The 16027-nt window shown below is 64.6% G+C and carries 18 protein-coding genes; 4 read left to right on the top strand and 14 right to left on the bottom strand.

The window, feature by feature from the left end; all coding sequences use genetic code 11:
* Positions 1-174: 174 nt before the first annotated feature.
* From ABQF30_RS16080 to ABQF30_RS16045, 8 genes are all read right to left on the bottom strand, one after another.
* A complete protein-coding gene (locus ABQF30_RS16080) occupies positions 175-507 on the bottom strand; it encodes an MmcQ/YjbR family DNA-binding protein (protein WP_448465443.1) in 333 nt (110 codons plus the stop codon).
* 28 nt (positions 508-535) lie between these two features.
* Complete coding sequence (locus ABQF30_RS16075) at positions 536-3994, bottom strand: protein kinase domain-containing protein (protein ID WP_448465441.1); 3459 nt, start codon at positions 3992-3994, stop codon at positions 536-538.
* A 94-nt stretch (positions 3995-4088) separates the two neighbouring features.
* Positions 4089-4838, bottom strand: coding sequence for an SDR family oxidoreductase (locus ABQF30_RS16070; RefSeq protein WP_448465439.1), 750 nt, complete (start codon positions 4836-4838; stop codon positions 4089-4091).
* 181 nt (positions 4839-5019) lie between these two features.
* Complete coding sequence (locus ABQF30_RS16065) at positions 5020-5220, bottom strand: hypothetical protein (RefSeq protein ID WP_448465437.1); 201 nt, start codon at positions 5218-5220, stop codon at positions 5020-5022.
* A gap of 38 nt (positions 5221-5258) precedes the next feature.
* A complete protein-coding gene (locus ABQF30_RS16060) occupies positions 5259-6470 on the bottom strand; it encodes an acyl-CoA dehydrogenase family protein (protein ID WP_448465435.1) in 1212 nt (403 codons plus the stop codon).
* A 51-nt stretch (positions 6471-6521) separates the two neighbouring features.
* A complete protein-coding gene (locus tag ABQF30_RS16055; RefSeq protein WP_448465433.1) occupies positions 6522-7082 on the bottom strand; it encodes a type 1 glutamine amidotransferase domain-containing protein in 561 nt (186 codons plus the stop codon).
* A 63-nt stretch (positions 7083-7145) separates the two neighbouring features.
* On the bottom strand, positions 7146-7562 hold the full coding sequence (locus ABQF30_RS16050; protein ID WP_448465431.1) for a DUF5313 domain-containing protein: 417 nt from the start codon (positions 7560-7562) through the stop codon (positions 7146-7148).
* A 16-nt stretch (positions 7563-7578) separates the two neighbouring features.
* Positions 7579-8070 carry a MarR family winged helix-turn-helix transcriptional regulator gene (locus ABQF30_RS16045; RefSeq protein WP_448465429.1) on the bottom strand — a complete coding sequence of 164 codons (492 nt, stop codon included), beginning with the start codon at positions 8068-8070 and terminating at the stop codon, positions 7579-7581.
* A gap of 126 nt (positions 8071-8196) precedes the next feature.
* Here ABQF30_RS16045 and ABQF30_RS16040 point away from each other — a divergent pair, with 126 nt between their 5' ends.
* The gene (locus ABQF30_RS16040) at positions 8197-9033 is read left to right on the top strand and encodes a class I SAM-dependent methyltransferase (RefSeq protein WP_448465427.1); all 837 of its coding nucleotides are present in this window, start codon (positions 8197-8199) and stop codon (positions 9031-9033) included.
* Positions 9034-9036: 3 nt separating this feature from the next.
* Here the strand turns inward: ABQF30_RS16040 and crp are convergent, their stop codons facing one another.
* The 6 genes from crp to ABQF30_RS16010 all read right to left on the bottom strand — a co-directional run bounded on the left by crp (position 9037) and on the right by ABQF30_RS16010 (position 14133).
* Positions 9037-9711, bottom strand: coding sequence for a cAMP-activated global transcriptional regulator CRP (crp, locus tag ABQF30_RS16035; protein WP_448465425.1), 675 nt, complete (start codon positions 9709-9711; stop codon positions 9037-9039).
* Positions 9712-9806: 95 nt separating this feature from the next.
* Complete coding sequence (locus tag ABQF30_RS16030; protein ID WP_448465423.1) at positions 9807-10466, bottom strand: response regulator transcription factor; 660 nt, start codon at positions 10464-10466, stop codon at positions 9807-9809.
* Entirely contained in the window at positions 10463-11665 is a 1203-nt protein-coding gene (locus tag ABQF30_RS16025; RefSeq protein WP_448465421.1) for a sensor histidine kinase, read from the bottom strand. Before ABQF30_RS16025 ends, ABQF30_RS16030 begins: the two co-directional genes overlap by 4 nt.
* Positions 11666-11753: 88 nt before the next feature.
* Entirely contained in the window at positions 11754-12002 is a 249-nt protein-coding gene (locus ABQF30_RS16020; RefSeq protein WP_448465419.1) for a hypothetical protein, read from the bottom strand.
* Between the two features lie 108 nt (positions 12003-12110).
* Positions 12111-13247: a hypothetical protein gene (locus ABQF30_RS16015; protein ID WP_448465417.1), complete on the bottom strand. Its 1137-nt coding sequence runs from the start codon at positions 13245-13247 to the stop codon at positions 12111-12113.
* A 91-nt stretch (positions 13248-13338) separates the two neighbouring features.
* On the bottom strand, positions 13339-14133 hold the full coding sequence (locus ABQF30_RS16010; protein WP_448465415.1) for a sigma factor-like helix-turn-helix DNA-binding protein: 795 nt from the start codon (positions 14131-14133) through the stop codon (positions 13339-13341).
* A gap of 377 nt (positions 14134-14510) precedes the next feature.
* On the opposite strand from ABQF30_RS16010, the gene ABQF30_RS16005 reads away from it, so the two are divergent.
* The 3 genes from ABQF30_RS16005 to ABQF30_RS15995 are packed head-to-tail and all read left to right on the top strand — an operon-like array spanning position 14511 to position 16001.
* Positions 14511-14732, top strand: a complete 222-nt coding sequence (locus ABQF30_RS16005; RefSeq protein ID WP_448465413.1) for a hypothetical protein — start codon at positions 14511-14513, stop codon at positions 14730-14732.
* 13 nt (positions 14733-14745) lie between these two features.
* Positions 14746-15717, top strand: coding sequence for a conjugal transfer protein (locus ABQF30_RS16000; protein ID WP_448465411.1), 972 nt, complete (start codon positions 14746-14748; stop codon positions 15715-15717).
* A 41-nt stretch (positions 15718-15758) separates the two neighbouring features.
* A complete protein-coding gene (locus ABQF30_RS15995) occupies positions 15759-16001 on the top strand; it encodes a hypothetical protein (protein WP_448465409.1) in 243 nt (80 codons plus the stop codon).
* Positions 16002-16027: the final 26 nt, after the last annotated feature.

Below are 16027 nucleotides of genomic sequence, written 5' to 3'. Positions count from 1 at the left end.
ACTAGGCCCGTCGCCGGGCCGGACTTGTTGGGCGCGTCCTGGGCAATGTCAGCTGTGGGCGCTGTGTCGAGCGTGCAGGTTATCGGTGTGATCGATGAAGGAAATCCGCAAAAGCGACACACTCGCCACAGGGCCGGCTCACGACATCACAGACCCGACCGTTCGCGACGGGTACTAAGAAGAAGCGGTGAGCCTGCTGGGAGCAGCCTGCCGCCAGGAGTCGAACAGGATGTCGCGTAGTTCCTGTTGATCCTCGAGCGCGGCCAACCGAACCCGGACCCAGGCCGATAACGCCTCATGCCGCGGTACCCAGAACTTGTGCGGTTCGGAGGCGATCAATTCCTCGCGGTCAAGCCTGGGGCAGCGCACCGCGAATGAGGTCTCATCATCGGGAACGGTGATGAACATCTTGCCGGCCACATCAAATGTGGGATGGTTCCAGCGCTCCTTCTCGGTGGTCTCCGGGAGGGACAGGGCGACGCGGCGCACATCGTCGGCATCGAGCACAGTGGCAGCCTACTGCGCAGCGGAGACATCAAACCCGCTGCGGCACTGACGCACTAAGCGCCTGGTCAAGGAACTCAGCGGGCACCTCCGGCCAGTGCGGGGACCATCGTCCGGCCTGCTGGTCTGCTCGAAGCTGTGCCAAAACGGCGACCACATGAGGACCGCCGTCGACGAGGTAGCGCAGCATTCGCAACTGCGCGCATTGCGCAGCCACGGTGGCGACTGTGGCTTGAGCATCGGCCGTTCGCCCGTCGGCGGCCAGACATGCGCCCAACAGCCGACGAGCCCGCAACAACGCCTGCGGGCGGTTCAACACAGTAAGTCGATCCACCCATTCGCGGGCCCAGCGGCAGGCAAGTTCGCGTTCGGCCGGATCGTCGCCTGTCATCAGTGTGCGGATCGCGGAGGCCTCTTCGAATTGCACGGCGATCCCGTCCATCGCATCCACCGGTTGACGGCGCTCGTCGTAGGAAGTCACGGGCATCGCACCGAATTCCGGATGCGGCGGAAGTCCGAGGCGGATCCGCTCGTGTTCGGCCAGTGCTCGCAACCGGTTCAACGACAGGGTGCGTGCGACACGCGTCGCCTCGTCGAGCCGTTGAGCGGCGGCCAGACGGTCGCCCTGCAGCGCCTTGATCCGGGCGTTGATGACGTAGCGGGCGATCTTGAAGTCGACAGACCCGCCCTCCGGGCCGAGCTTGTAACCCTCGTCCAGTAATCGCTCGGCCTCGTCGAGATCCCCTCGCTCATAGAGCAATTCGCCGAGGAGTGAGCTGGCCAGCCGGGCAGTGTACGAGTGCAGACCACCCGAACGCTTGGCGATGCGCAGCGCCTTGCGGAAGTACCTTTCGGCCGCCGTGTTGTCGAGCATCAAGTGGTGCGCCAACCCGGTGAAGCACAGGCCGTTGACCCTGCTGAACGCATCCCCGCTGCGCTCGTAGAACGGCGCGGCCCACGCCTGAATCCGTTCCACCTCGCCCAGGTTGTAGCGGTAGGCCGCGGCGAATGTTGCCACATTGGCGGCAGACGCAACGGTGAAGGGACGCATCCGGTCTCGTCGTTGCAGGCATGGTGCGATGTGCTCATCGATGCCCGCCAGTCGGTCGGAACGCAGAGCCGCTACACCACGTACCACACCGACATCCGCACGCACATCTGCGATCTCGTCGGCGGACAGGCCGGAGTTCTCCACGGTGGATTCCACCAATGCGAGTGCCTGCTCTGCGGCGGGGATCCGGTGCAGCACGATGTTCGCCCAAGCGAGTGCGAGTTGCAGGCGTGGGTTCGAGCGCACCGCGGCGGCGGGCAGCTTGTCCGTCAGTCCGATCAGGGTTGCCATCTGGGAGTTGGCCACCAGCGTGATGCCGTCGTGCTCGACGAGGCTCACCGCATGCTGCTCGTCGCCTGCGGCCAACGCGTGATCGACTGCCTCGCTGACCAACCGATGTTCGGCGTACCAGTCCGAGGCGGCGCAGTGCAGCTGTACCACCCGGTCGGGTGAGGTGCGGCTGAGCCGGTGCCGCAGAAAGTCGCGGAACAACTGGTGGTAGCGGAACCACTGATCGTCGATCCGGTGCAGGAACAGGTCGCGTTCCTCGACCTGCTCGAGCATCGCCAAGCCGTCCGGTACGCCGGTCAGCGCCGAGGCCAGGTCACCGCAGATCCGTTCGGGAATCGAGGTGGCCAGCAGAAAGTCGAGCATCGACGGTTCCAGCGTGTCCAGCACGTTCTCGGCGAGAAACTCGCTGATGACGTGGTGGCGGCCGGTCATCGTGCCGATCATCCGGACGGGATCGTCGAGGTCGCGCAGCGATAGCGAGGCCAGCTGCAGCGCGGCCACCCAGCCGTCCGTCTTGTCGGTGAGCTCCTCGACGTCGGCGTGATCCAGATCAAGCCCACCGAGGTCGACCAGAAAACTCTCGGATTCGTCGACGTCGAAACGTAGTGCGGTGGCGTCGATTTCGACCAGTTCGTCCTGCATCCGCATGCGGCTCATCGGTAGACCACTTTGGCTGCGGCTGGTCACCACCACGGTCAGGCCGGAAGCGACATTGTCCAGTAGGTAGCGCAACGCCGCGATGGTCGCCGGGTCGGTGACGCGTTGCCAGTCGTCGATCACCAACGTCATCCGGATGTCACTCTGATGGATCTCGTTGATCAGCGAGGTCAGCACGTATCGCTCGGCCTCGTCTCCGTGCTCCTCCAGCACTTCCCCCAGGTCGGACGCGAGCTCGGGAGCGACGGCGCGGATGGCCTCGATCAGGTGGCACAGGAACCAGACCACGTTGTTGTCGTCGTGGTCGACGGTCAGCCAGGCCACGGCCACGCCGTCGGCGGCCAGCAGCTTGGCCCATTGGGTGGCCAGTGTGCTCTTGCCGAAGCCGGTCGGTCCGTGAATGACCGTGAGTTTCTTGGTCCGTTGTGCCCGCAGGATGTCGATCAGGCGGGCCCGCTCGACCTGTGCCTTCGTCGAGACCGGTCGCTGGAACCGGGTGGCCGGCGCCGGCGGGGTCAACGTCCGCACCGGGTACCCACTGGACGGCGTGCCCTGTAGCGTCGTCGGGTCGTACCGGATCGCCGGCGCTGGGATCGGTATCGGCATGTCGTCGACCGGCAAGCCGTGCCGACGTTGCAGCTCGCGCAACTGCTCGCCGAATGCCTCGGCGGTCGCCGGGCGGTCCTCGGCCTCGCGCGACATCGATTGCTCGATCGTCGCGCACACGTCAGCCGGTAGACCCGAGTCCAACAGATTGGGCATGGGGTGGCTGGTGATCCGCAGGAACTGCGCCACCATCTGCTCACCCTGTTGGCGCTCGAACACCGCGTGGCCGGTGCCTGCGGTGAACAACGTCGACGCGAGGCTGTAGACGTCGGAGGTCACGCTCGGTGGCTCGCCGAGCAGCACCTCGGGGGCGGTATAGGCAGGCGAACCCATGACCGCGCCATCCCCGGTCTCGAAACCGCCGATGATCCGCGCAATCCCGAAATCCGTCAGCTGTGGCTCGCCGTACTCGTTGAGCAGGATGTTCGCGGGTTTGACGTCACGATGCAGCGTGCCCTGCCGGTGTGCGGTCTCCAACGCACCGGCCATCTTGACGCCGACGCGCAGCGCGTCCCGCCAGCCGACCGGGCCGTTGTCATGGATCTTGGAGTTCAGCGAGCCGTGCGGGTGGTACTGCATCACGATGTAGGGCCGGCCGGTCGCGGTGCTGCCGACCTGAAAGATGTTGACGATGTTCGGGTGCCCGGACAGTTTGCCCATCGCGACCTGCTCACGCATGAACCGCTCGAGATTGTCCGGCTCAAGATCGGCGGTCAGCACCTTGACCGCGACGGTGCGGTCCAGCGTGCGTTGCATGCAGCGGTACACCACGCCGAATCCGCCCCGCCCGATCTCCTCGGGCTCCTCGAAACCGGCTGCCTCAAGCTCCGCCGGAATGCCGGCGGGCAGATCCCGCTGCGTCGGCAGCGGATCGTTGCGGCCCATCGTTCGCCTCGAAACTCCAATGGCGTCATGGCAGCAGCACAGCCGCCTGACCCAGGATATCGCCGGCTTTGCCGGTAAGCGTGGAGATCGGTGGTTACGCAGACATCTTTGCGAGGTAGTCGGGGCCGCCGACGTACACGATCCCAGAAGGCCTCGGTGCCGTTGCCGCGTTGGCGATCGCAGCCGCGAATTCGCTGACGGTGGGCAGCGGTGCCTGTCCGCGACGGGCTTCAACGGCCGCCGGATCGCGTCGTTCCAGGAGCTTGATGATGATCGTCCCGTCGATCATGTCGCCGGATACCACGGTGAAATGGATGCCCCTGTGGTCGAATTCGGAGCGCATCCCGTACAGCGCGGTTTCGCCGGCGCGCTTGCTCGCGGCGATCGGCCCGTAGCCCTTGGGTACCGCTTTGTTGGGGAAGAAATGAGCTTGGTGGCTGGTGACGAACACGATGTGACCGCCGGCAGGCATGAGCGGCAGGGCCAATTGCGCGAGTCGTCGTTGGGCGTCGCGGTTGAGGCGCATCGCGTACCCGCGGTCCGCGCCCTGTTCGAGTCCACCGGATGCATTGAGCACCAACACATCCAACCGTCCGAAGCGATGCGCAATGTCGTCGATCATCGCGGCCGTGGCCGCTTCGTCGGAGATGTCGGCCCCTGCGGTGGATGCTTGACCGCCCGCGCTGCGGATGGCGTCGGCGATGGCATTCGCACGCTTGGCCTTTTCCCGGTAGTTCACGATGACGTGCGTGTCCGGACTGGCGAGCTGCTGCGCGACTTCGGCGCCGATCCCCCGCGATGCACCGGTCACGAGGGCGATCCGAGTGGATGCGTTCGACTGCATATCGGGTTCCTTCCGTCACTGCCGATGCGGTTGAGGCCGGCTCGAGGCCACGACCGCTATGAGGACCAACCGTACACCCAATCTAAGAAAGATAAGGCAAAAATAAGGTCACGGTAAGGTACGCAGAGCGGTGTTCTCCAACCCCACGAAAGTCACGGAACGGTCGGAAGCGCGGCGCCCTTCAGGGCCGCCGGGACCGCCACGCGGCGAATGCGATGCCTGCGCCGACCAGCAGGATGATCGGCCCGAGTATCGACCACGTCGTGGTGTTACTCATCGGGCTTCCGCCGACTACACCGAACCCCTGCAGGGAGAACAGAAGCCCGCACAGCGCGAGAAACACTCCGACGATGACACCTACGACGACCACAGTGTTGCGCACACCGCCGACGGTACTACCGAGAGCCCTGCGAGGCCCTGCTAACGAATCGCCAAACCCGTCAGCGCGCGTGAGATCACCAGGCGCTGGATCTCGCTGGTGCCCTCGAAAATCGTGAAGATCTTCGCGTCGCGGTGCATCCGCTCGACGGGATAGTCGCGGGTGTAGCCGTTGCCGCCGAGGATCTGGATCGCCTCGTCGGTGACATACACCGCGGTCTCGCTTGCGACGAGCTTGGCCATCGAGCCCTCGGCGGAGTCGAAGCTCTGGTTGTTGCGCGCCATCCAGCCGGCTCGCCACACCAACAGCCGTGCCGCGTCGATGCGACTCTTCATGTCGGCGAGTTTGAAAGCCACGGCTTGGAATTCGCCGATCTTGCGGCCGAACTGCTCACGCTGGCAGGCGTAGTCGAGCGCGTACTCGTAGGCGGCGCGTGCCACACCCACAGCCATCGCGCCGACGCTCGGCCGGGTGCGTTCGAACGTCTTCATGGCGGCCTGTCCGCCGGTTGACGCACCGGATTGGACGCGGCCGATCCGCTCCTCGAACTTCTCCCGTCCGCCGAGGATCAGATCCTCTGAGAGGCGCACGTTGTCGAGCACGACCTCGGCAGTGTGTGACGCCCGGATGCCGTGCTTCTTGAACTTCTGCCCCTGCACCAGACCGTGGGTGTCCGGCGGGATGATGAACGTGGCCTGACCCCGTGACCCGAGCTCGGGATACACGGACGCGACGACGACGTGCACGTTGGCAATCCCACCGTTGGTGGCCCAGGTTTTGGTGCCGTTGAGCACCCACTCGCGGGTCGCCTCGTCGAAGCGTGCACGCGTACGAATCGCGCCGACGTCAGACCCGGCGTCGGGCTCAGACGAGCAGAATGCGCCGAGCTTGGGTTCGTCGGCAGTGCCGAACATCTCGGGCAGCCACCGGCCGAGCTGTTCTGGAGTCCCGTTGCCCGCCAACGCCGCCGCTGCCAATCCCGTGCCCAGGATCGACAACGCGATGCCCGCGTCTCCCCAGAACAGCTCCTCGAACACGGTCAGCATGCCCAGACCGCTGGGCTCCGCGGCCTGCTGTGCGAACAGTTCGGGGGAGTAGAGGCCCACCTTGGCGGCCTCTTGGATCACCGGCCAGGGTGTTTCCTCCCGCTCGTCCCATTCGGCGGCGGCGGGGCGCACGACTTCGGCGGCGAATCGGTGCACCCAGTCGCGCACCTCGATCACGTCGTCGCTCGGCTGTAGTGAGAACGTCACGGCTTCAACTCCTGAGCTAGGGCGGCACTCACCATAGTCGAGCCGACTGGCCTACCTTTGCGGCTGTGGCTGCTTTGCGAACGCTTCGACGATCGCGCCGCAGAACGCAGGCAGGTCGTCGGGTGATCGGCTGGTGATCAGGTTGCCGTCGACGACGAGCTCTTGGTCGACGACGTTGGCGCCGGCGTTACGCAGATCCGTGCGCAGGCTGGGGTACGACGTGAGTGTGCGACCGCTCGCGACACCCGCCTCGATCAGCGTCCATGGCCCGTGGCAGATGACTCCGACGGGTCGGCCGGAATTGACGAAGTCACGCACGAACGACACCGCGGCCTCATCGGAGCGCAGCTTGTCGGCATTGACTGTGCCGCCCGGAATCACCAGCCCGTCGAACTCGTCGATGGTCGCGTCGGCCACCGGACGATCGACGTCGAAGGTGTCTGCTGGTTCGAGGTCGTGATCGCGGGAGTCGATGGAGCCGCTCTTCAGCGACAACAACTCGGCCTGTCCACCGGCTTTGGTGATCGCGTCGCGGGGCTCGGCCAGTTCGCGGCGTTCCACGCCGTCGGTGGCCAGGATGGCGATCTTCCTGCCATCGAGTAGCTGGGACATGGTGGCCTCCTTCTCGTTCGTGGGTCCCTTCTTGCCTACCCACTGAACGCGGATTCCTACCGGTTAGAAGGGGCTGCTGTTCTGCTGGAACTTGCCTGATTCCGGTCGGGGGCCGAAGCGCCGGATGTACTCCTCGTGAATGTGGGCTTCCTTCTTGTACTTGATCTCGTCGACCAGGTTGGGGTCGAGATCGTGTTGTGCCAGCCGGTGGCGGCGCCACACCTTGTTGAGCGCCAGTGACATCAGCAGCGCCCAGATGTAGATCGGCACCGTCATCTCGATGTGTACGTACAAGGACGCAGGCAGCAACCAGAACGGAGCGAGGACAAATAGCGGCGGTATCGCCATCCGGATCATGTGCCTGCGGATTGCCCCGTGGTCGGCGAGATCGTGGGCGACCCAGTCACGCATCGAGTCGGGCAGGCGCTTGCCATACGAATAGGCGATGTACTGAAAGAGATTCGGGCGATCGGCGGCCATGAGGACTCCTAAGGCGTCAGTCGGTGAGGGAGTTGGCGGCGAGTGCGGCGGCGTTGATCCGGGTGAGTACTCGATGGAGTTCTTCGAGCTCGGCCATGTCGACGCCCAGCCGGGCCACTACCGCCTGCGGGATGTCGAGCGCGCGGTCACGCAGTGCGATTCCGCGCTCGGTGAGGCCGATGTCGGTGGCGCGTTCGTCCCCGGCGCTGCGGGTGCGGGTGATCAGACCGAGTGCCTCAAGTCTCTTGAGCATCGGCGAGAGCGTCGCGGAGTCGAGCTGCAGCGCGGTGGCGATCTGTTTGACCGAGAGCGGGGGCGTTCCGCCTGAGTTCGACCTGTGGTGATCCCATAGCGCCAGCATCACCAGGTACTGGGGATGGGTCAGGCCGAGCGGCTCCAACAGGGGTCGATAGATCGACAACACCGCCCGGTTGGTGACCGCCAGCGCGAAACACACCTGACGCTCAAGCGCGAGCGGGTCGATGTCGACGTCGGTGGGTGCGGCCATAACTACAACGTACGCTAATAGTTAGGGCACAAACAATGTTGGGGTGGCCACACTGGCCCGGAAATTGCGTGGCGTCCACCTACCGCGGTGGCGTACACAAGACTGCGGCCGTGGAAGGGGCAGATGATGAGTGAATCCGATGCCATCGCGTCGAACCGGGCGAACTGGGACGACCGGGCCGATGTGCATGCCCGTTCCGAAATGTATGACGTAGCAGGCTTTCTGGCTGACCCGACCGACATCTCCGTGGTGGTTCGCAACGATCTGTCGGTGTTGGCACCGCACCTGCCGTCGACCGGGGTGCGTGACCGCTCGTTGCTGCATCTTCAGTGCCATATCGGGACCGACACCGTCTCCTGGGCGCGCCTCGGCGCTGTCGATGTCCACGGGCTCGATCTCTCACCCAACTCCCTGAGTCATGCCTCCCGCATTGCCCAGGCTGACGATCGGAACATCAGATGGATCGAGGGTGACGCCCGGTTTGCCTCGGCGCTGATCGACCGCAGGTTCGACGTCATCGTCACCAGCGCCGGGACCATCGTCTGGCTGCCGGAACTCGTCAACTGGGCCCGGTCGATCCGCGACCTGCTTGAGCCTGGAGGCGTGTTCCTGATCCGAGACGATCACCCGATCCTGGGGGCGATGGACCACGAGCCGTGGTTGATCACCGATGACTACCTGGCGGGCGGAGGGGTGCGCACCTACAACGACTCCGGCACCTACACAGAGAACTCGACCGGTCAGATTGCGCACGACACGAACCACGAATGGCGCCATGACCTCGGCGAGGTCATCGGCGCGCTGCTTGGCGCAGGCCTGCGCATCGAAGCGGTCGTCGAACTGCCATACATGGACTGGCCGGCCTTCGCCGACCTCACGCCCTGTCCGCAGGGTTGGGAACTGCGGCCCGGAGCACCACGGATCCCGCTGAACTTCGCTGTCGTCGCCAAACGGGTGGACTGACGGCTAGTTGGCGCGGCGTGCCAACCGTTCGGTGTTGTCGATCAGGATGCTCTTGCCCTGCAGGCGGATCCAGCCTCGTTGGGCGAAATCGGACAGCGCCTTGTTGACGGTCTCGCGCGAGGAACCGACCAGCTGGGCGATCTCCTCCTGGGTCAGTTCATGGTCGACGCGCAGCGAGCCACCTTCGCGGCTGCCGAACCGCTGGGCGAGGTAGAGCAGTTGCTTGGCGACCCGGCCGGGTACGTCGGTGAAGATCAGGTCGGAGAGGTTGTCGTTGGTGCGGCGCAACCGGCGCGCGAGCACCCGCAACAGCTGCTCGGCGATCTCGGGACGGTCGGCGATCCAGCCGCGCAGCACGCTGCGGTCCATCATGACCGTACGCACGTCGGTCAGGGCGGTGACCGTGGACGTTCGCGGGCCAGGGTCGAAGATCGCGAGTTCGCCGAACATGTCCGACGGGCCCATCAGGGTGAGCAAACTTTCGCGCCCGTCTGGGGATTTCCGGCCGATCTTCACTTTGCCGGAGGTGATGATGTACAGCGTGTCGCCGGGTTCGCCCTCGACGAACACGACCTGGCCGCGCGCGAATGACACCGGTTCCAGCTGTTGAGCCAGGGCCGCCACCGCGCTCGGCGAAACACCCTGAAAAATTCCGGCACGCGCCAGCACCTCGTCCATGCCGTCTCCTGTCTCGTGCCGGCTGTCGACTTCCAGGCTACAAGAACCCCAGATTTCGTAATCAGAACGGCCGTCGTGCGCGCATAACGCGGTCATCATGGCGAGACGAGGCCGGTTTCGTAGGCGTGAATGATCGCGGCGGCTCGGTCGCGCAGGTCGAGTTTGACGAAGATGTGGCCGATGTGGCTCTTGACCGTGAGGCCGGAAATACTCAGTTCCTCGGCGATCTCGGCATTGGATCGACCTTTGGCGATCAATGTCAAGACGTCCAGTTCCCGCGCGGTCAGGTCACCGACCGCGTCGACGCGGTTGGGCTGGGCGGCTTTGCGGTAGGTCGTCAGCACTCGTGAGGTCACCGCCGGATCGAGGTAGCTGTCGCCCTGGGCCACCGCGCGTACCGCCCGGATCAACTCTTCGGCGGAGGAGTCCTTGAGCACGAACCCGGCCGCCCCGGCCCGCAGCGCACCCGAGAGCAGTTCGTCGTCGTTGAAGGTGGTCAGGGCGAGCACTGGTGGGCCCTCGGCTGCGGTCAGCCGGCGGGTCGCTTCGATACCGTCGACGCGCTTCATCCTCAGGTCCATGACCACCACGTCCGGATGATGCGCGGCGACCGCCGCTGGCACCTCGTCTCCGTCGGCGCATTCGGCGACGATGACGAACCCGTCTTTGCGTCGCAGGATGCGCCGCAGGCCGGAGCGCACGAGTTCCTGATCGTCGACGAGCAGCACGGCGATCTCTCGGGCCGGGGCACTCATGACACCCACGGGCAGGGCTGCAGCGACTGGTCGCTGTCGTCCAGTGGGATGTTCGTGCGCACCGACCAGCCGTCGCGGTTTGGGCCGACGCTGATGATCCCGCCGAGCAGTTCGACGCGTTGGCGCATGCCCCGTACGCCGCGTCCTTCCTCCGGCACGGGTGCGTCGTCCGGCAGCGCGTTTACGACGGTCAAAGTGGCTGAAGTCCGCGAGACCCTCAGCCGCACTGTGGATTGCGCGTCGGGCGCATGTTTGGCGATATTCGCCAGCGACTCCTGGGTGATGCGGTACAGCGCCAGGCCCACCGCGGGTGACACTGATTCTGCGTGTCCGCTTGCATCGAGCGCCACGTTGAGGCCGGCACGCACGAAATCGTCGACGAGACCGGGGATGTCCTCGATGCCGGGTTCGGGCACGATGCTCATCGGCGCACCGTCGAGCAACCCGACCGTGCGGCGGATGTCGGCCATTGCCTGACGGCCGAGGTGCTCGGCCTGCTCGAGCGCCCCGACCGCGTCGTCGATGTCGCGGTCCTCCTGCAGTCCACGTCGGGCCCCGGTCAGATTTAGCAGCGTGACGCTCAGCGAGTGCGCGATGACGTCGTGCACCTCTCGGGCAATGCGCCGCCGTTCGTCGGTCGCGGCATGCCGAGCCAACGCCGCCTGTGCCTGCTGTTGCTGCTCCATCAGTTGCTGCTGGGTTCGCATGAGATAGCCGACGAGCCAACCCATTCCGAGGATTCCCAGGTAGAGCGGCAGGGAGTCGAGACGGTGTAGCTCTGACGCGGTCAGCAGCAGCGCGGCCGCGGAGACCGACGACAGGAAACCGCCCGGTATACCAGCCAGGGAGGTGATCTCGCCGACCATCATCACAGCGAGCAGGGGTGCGAAATCGTTGGCGACGGGTGTGGACGTCACGAAAAGCATCAGCGCGGTCGCGCCCATCCAGGCTGCCCCGATGACGATGACTTTGTACTGGACACCGAAGACGTAGAACAGGGCGAAGGGAGCCACGGAGAGGACCAGCGAGAGAAGTGCCACCGGAAGGTCGGCTGCGGGCCGTTGCAGCAGGGCGACAACACTGATGCCCACGACCGTGGCGTCGAACGCCAGCACGAATGCCCAGTTGTACCCAACCGGGATCTCCGCTTCCCGTCGGCGTAGCTGTCTCCGCACGCAGTGCGCCATCGCACTCCACATCGTCCGATCGTAGAAGGCGCCACCGCCGGTCCGCATCATTCTGCGGTGGTATCGCAATCTCCTACCAGGGGCGTATTCCGTTGGCGCTTCAGAGCCGGAACATCTCCCGTCGCATGGTGGCTTCCTCCATGAAGCTCTCCCGCAGCGGCGGGGTGTACTCCCGCTGTGGCCGGGCCCGGGGTTTGGACGTAGCAGATCTCACGAGGAGCGCGGCGCGGATCCGGCACAACAGATCAGCGATATGGTGCCGAGGTTCCTTGCGCGGCAATGCAATTGCGGGCCAGGAACGTGCGGCCCCTGCCAGCGGATTGGCTTCGGAGAGTTGTGCTGGTGTCATAACTCGACGCTATGAACAACCTGGCCGCCTCACATCGCGCTGACGTCCGATCTTGATTTGCGACCGTGGTAGGAGAATGTAGACCGATTGCAGCACGATGCGAGCCCGTTATCGCGCGCGGTGGCCGATCGCCGAAATAGAGGACACTGCAAAATCTTTGAGGTCACCCGTGACTGGAGTGTCTGACGCGATGATGCCACCGATACCAGGTGCGGATGTGACATCCGCGACAGGACCGGTAGGTGACGCTGTCTCGCGGATCGTGACGGTCATGGCGGACGCGAGCACAGGCGGTTCCACCGCAGTGACAACATCGTCACGAACATTGAGGGTGGACTGAGTCAAGCGGGTCTGGTCGGGGTCATTGAACTGGTACTCCACGACCGAAACCGTCCTGTGCTTGAGCCATTCGTCGGAGCCGTCGGCGTTGACCTTGTTCCACCCAGGAACGATCGACATACCCGTGACCACGTACCAGTTGTCGAACTCGACACGCAACACAGTGCCTTCACCAGTGGTGTAAGCGGGAACGCACAGCCATGCGGAGGCAAGATCAACGTCGAAGGCTTGCATGGCATCGGTGGACCCAGCTGTGCAGCGACTGTCGGCTCGCTTGATAGCGATGGGACCGTCTGCGGCATCAGGGGAACCCGACGGCGGTGGTGCGGGGACCGAAGGCGCCGCCTTGGTGATCGTCGGGACGGTGTACACCGGGGTCGTGGAAGCCGGCGTCGCGGATTGCTCCTCACCGCCGCCCGGCGTCAGAAAGGAGAGGATCACCACCAGCGGGATGGCCACTGCAACGGCGGCTGCAATGCGGTGCGATCGCCGAGACCAGTTGAAACGCCGAGACTTCTGCGGCACCGTAGGGTCGGTCAACGCTCCCAGCGACATCGCGGGATCGTCAGGGCGGTCGACGCCGGGATAGTCATCGGTGTGCTCATCCGTGTGGACGAACTCACCGCGCCGATCGGCCGACAACAGTCCGGGCATCCCATTGCCGGCCATCACCGCGGTGAGTGCGTCGAGATCGGCGCGCGAGTCCTCCGACAGAACCCCCGCAGCAGGGTCGTCGGCGACAGTCGGCTCGTTGGTCTGGATGTCTTCCGCTATACCCGGCATCCACTCGCCGTAGCCCACGTCCGATTGAGCGGCGAACTGGTCGTCGATCGGGTCGAGGAGGGCGGCCTGACTGACCGTATGGTCGGTGAATTCGTCAGCGACTGCTGCGTAGATGTCGGTCATGCGTCACCTCTTCCCGGTCAGGACACGCCTGTCCCGGCATGTCGCGCGGTTCGCACAGAATCGTAAACGCCACATCGAAACACCGCGTGGCTCAAGCCACCTGCGCCGGCGAAGCACCGTCGTCCAGGGGCAGGTCTTGGGTGGTCCAGTAGTGCGCCATGCAGGCGGATTCCATGTCGTCACGTCGTTCTACGACAGCTTTCCGTAGTCGGTGAAGTGCCCGTCGGAGCCGGGATTCCAATGAGTCCTCGCTGACGCCGAGCATCGCCGCGACCTGCCGCACCGGCATGGGTCGTTCGCCGCAGAAGCGAAGCATGAACGCCCGCCGGTCGACGTCGTTGATCACGCGGGCGTTGTGCGCCCATTCCAGCAAGGAGTAAACGGTGATGTAGGTGTCGGCGTTGGCGACCACATCGGGGCCGGCAATGCAGGTATGCAATTCCATCTCGGCGCGGGCGACGTTGGACCGTTTCCGACTCACGGTGCGCAAGGTGATCCAGTACAGCTGGGCATCCAGATGCTCGCTGTTCACGTCTGCCCGGATCAGGGCATGGTCCAGGAAGGCAGCCACCGTCGTATGAAACCGGTCCTGGGGATCTTCGCCGGACGCATGCCGGGACACCGCGGCCAGCATGCGGCTTTTCGCGCCGAGCAAGACTTTCGCGGCCAGCGGGCAGCCCTGATGATGCTCGGTGATGAGCAAAGATGTCGACGTGGGAGTCGGCCCGGCCAGCGCGTCCAACAGTTGGCCGGCGTCGCTCAGCCCAAGGCGTGTGAGCCACCCCGAGACCGTGCCGCGATGCGTGCGTGAGGCCGTGAGCAGCCGAACGTGCTCAGCGAGGTGAGCGGCGGGCTGGCAGATCGTCGATCTGGTCAGTGGGGTCATGTCGGAACCTCCCGATGGGGCGGGGACGACAACGGAATTCGTCCCGGTGCTTGCCCACCGTCCGAATCGGTGCGCGGGGTCGCGTGAGGTTCGACGTGAAAACGCAGTGAAAAGCCCGTGAGAACTCGCGAGTGAGCTGTGATGTCGGTCATATGTCGGTTCGTTGAGGCTTGGATGACCTGCATCGATTACCGACTGCGAAGTCTGGGTTTCGTAATCGCTGATGTCATCTCGACGGAATGTCATAGATCCCCGCCTGTTTCGGTTGCCGAGTCAGTCCGATCGGTGTGCGACGGAAATCCCCCAACCGCCGCGGTACTAGGAGAAGTAGGACACGCATCCACGCCGATCCGGCCAGCCGACAGCAGGAGGTCTGCATGAATCGACGCAGAAGTAGCCGCACGCCAAATCTCGACATCAGTCCCGACATCGCCGTAGTGCGGACGTACTCGCAGCGAATGAAGGTGGCCTGCGATGAGTTGCACGACGATCCCTTCAGCCGGCAGGCACGGTCGGCGCTGGTGCGATTGATCATCGACAGCTCCGAAGCCGACGCTGCGTTCTCCCGTTTGACCGCGACACATGACCGGTCAGTGTGACACAATACTTACCGTGGAAGGTAAACTTCCCTCCCAAAGGGAACAGTTCGCCAAGTTCGTCAGGCCCTTGGATGGCGAGCAGGTCAAGGAACGGGTCATCGCGGTAGCCGCGATCGTCGGTGGCCTGTACGCGGTGATCTCGCTGGTCCTTGCTGTGCTGCCGGACCGAGGCGTCGAGCGGCATCCGACGCCGGGTGACAGCAGCGTCCCGGACTCCACCGTGGTGAAGGCGTTCGCCGTCGAGTTCGTCACCGCCTACCTGACCGCCAAGCGCGGAGAGGAGGCCACCTTGAACACTTACGTCACCGCGAAGGATCTCCAACTTCCGCCGGTGAAATCAGCGTTCACCAACGCCGACGTGACGTATGTGAAGCAGCGATACGCCGAAGCCGATGGTCTGTCGCTGTGGACTGCTGTCGTCTCAGGAATCGTCAACGGCGACAACACCACCAACCAGACACGCTCGTACTACCAGGTATCGATCACGATGCTCGACGGCGCCTGCCGCGCTACCGATCTGCCCGCGCAACTGGCAGCGCCGCAACCCGGTGTCGACGTGCGCCTGAATTATCGCAACCAGCTTGCCCTCGACGGGCCGCTCGCCCGCGCCGCCACCGGCTTTCTCACCGCGTATCTGACAGGCGGATCGGACTTTTCGCGCTATATCACCGCCGACTCGACAGAGCACCCGATCGACCCGGCGCCCTACCTGAAGGTGGATGCCGTCGAAGTGAAGAGCGACTCCAACGGTGATCCGAACGATTCGGCGACCGCGGATGTGCATGTGACGGTGATCGCCCGAACCAAGAACTACACCCTCACCGAACTGCACTATCCGTTGGCGATGCGGGCGGTCGAAGGCCGCTGGCAGGTCCTCCACATCGCGCCCAACCCAGCGGTGCAGCTCGACCAGTCGCAGCCCAGCGACTCCACCCAGACCACCACCACAACCACGGTGGCGCCGCCGACGCCCACGCGGGGCTGACTCATCAGGCCCGTCGACGCGCCAATGGAAGGGAAACCAAATTGACCAGTATCGAGACGCTCCTCAACAACATTGCGCTTGTGGTGACCCGGGTGGGCGCAAGCTTGTTGGTGATCTGGGCGATCTACTACTTCTTCACCAACCTCTTCGGTGAGAACGGCAAGGACCCGGTCAAAATGGCCACCGCGGTGGGGATGATCGTCCTCGGCGGTGCCGCCTTCGCGCTCATCCCCACACTGCTTGACGTGGGCAGGGAAACTGGTGCGCAGATCACTGGCCGCTAACGCTACATACCCACGTCAGCGAGGTC

The sequence above is a fragment of the Mycolicibacterium sp. XJ870 genome, assembly GCF_053483975.1.
The sequence above is the reverse complement of the archived record's forward strand: the minus strand, read 5'-3'. Positions and strand labels throughout refer to the sequence as shown.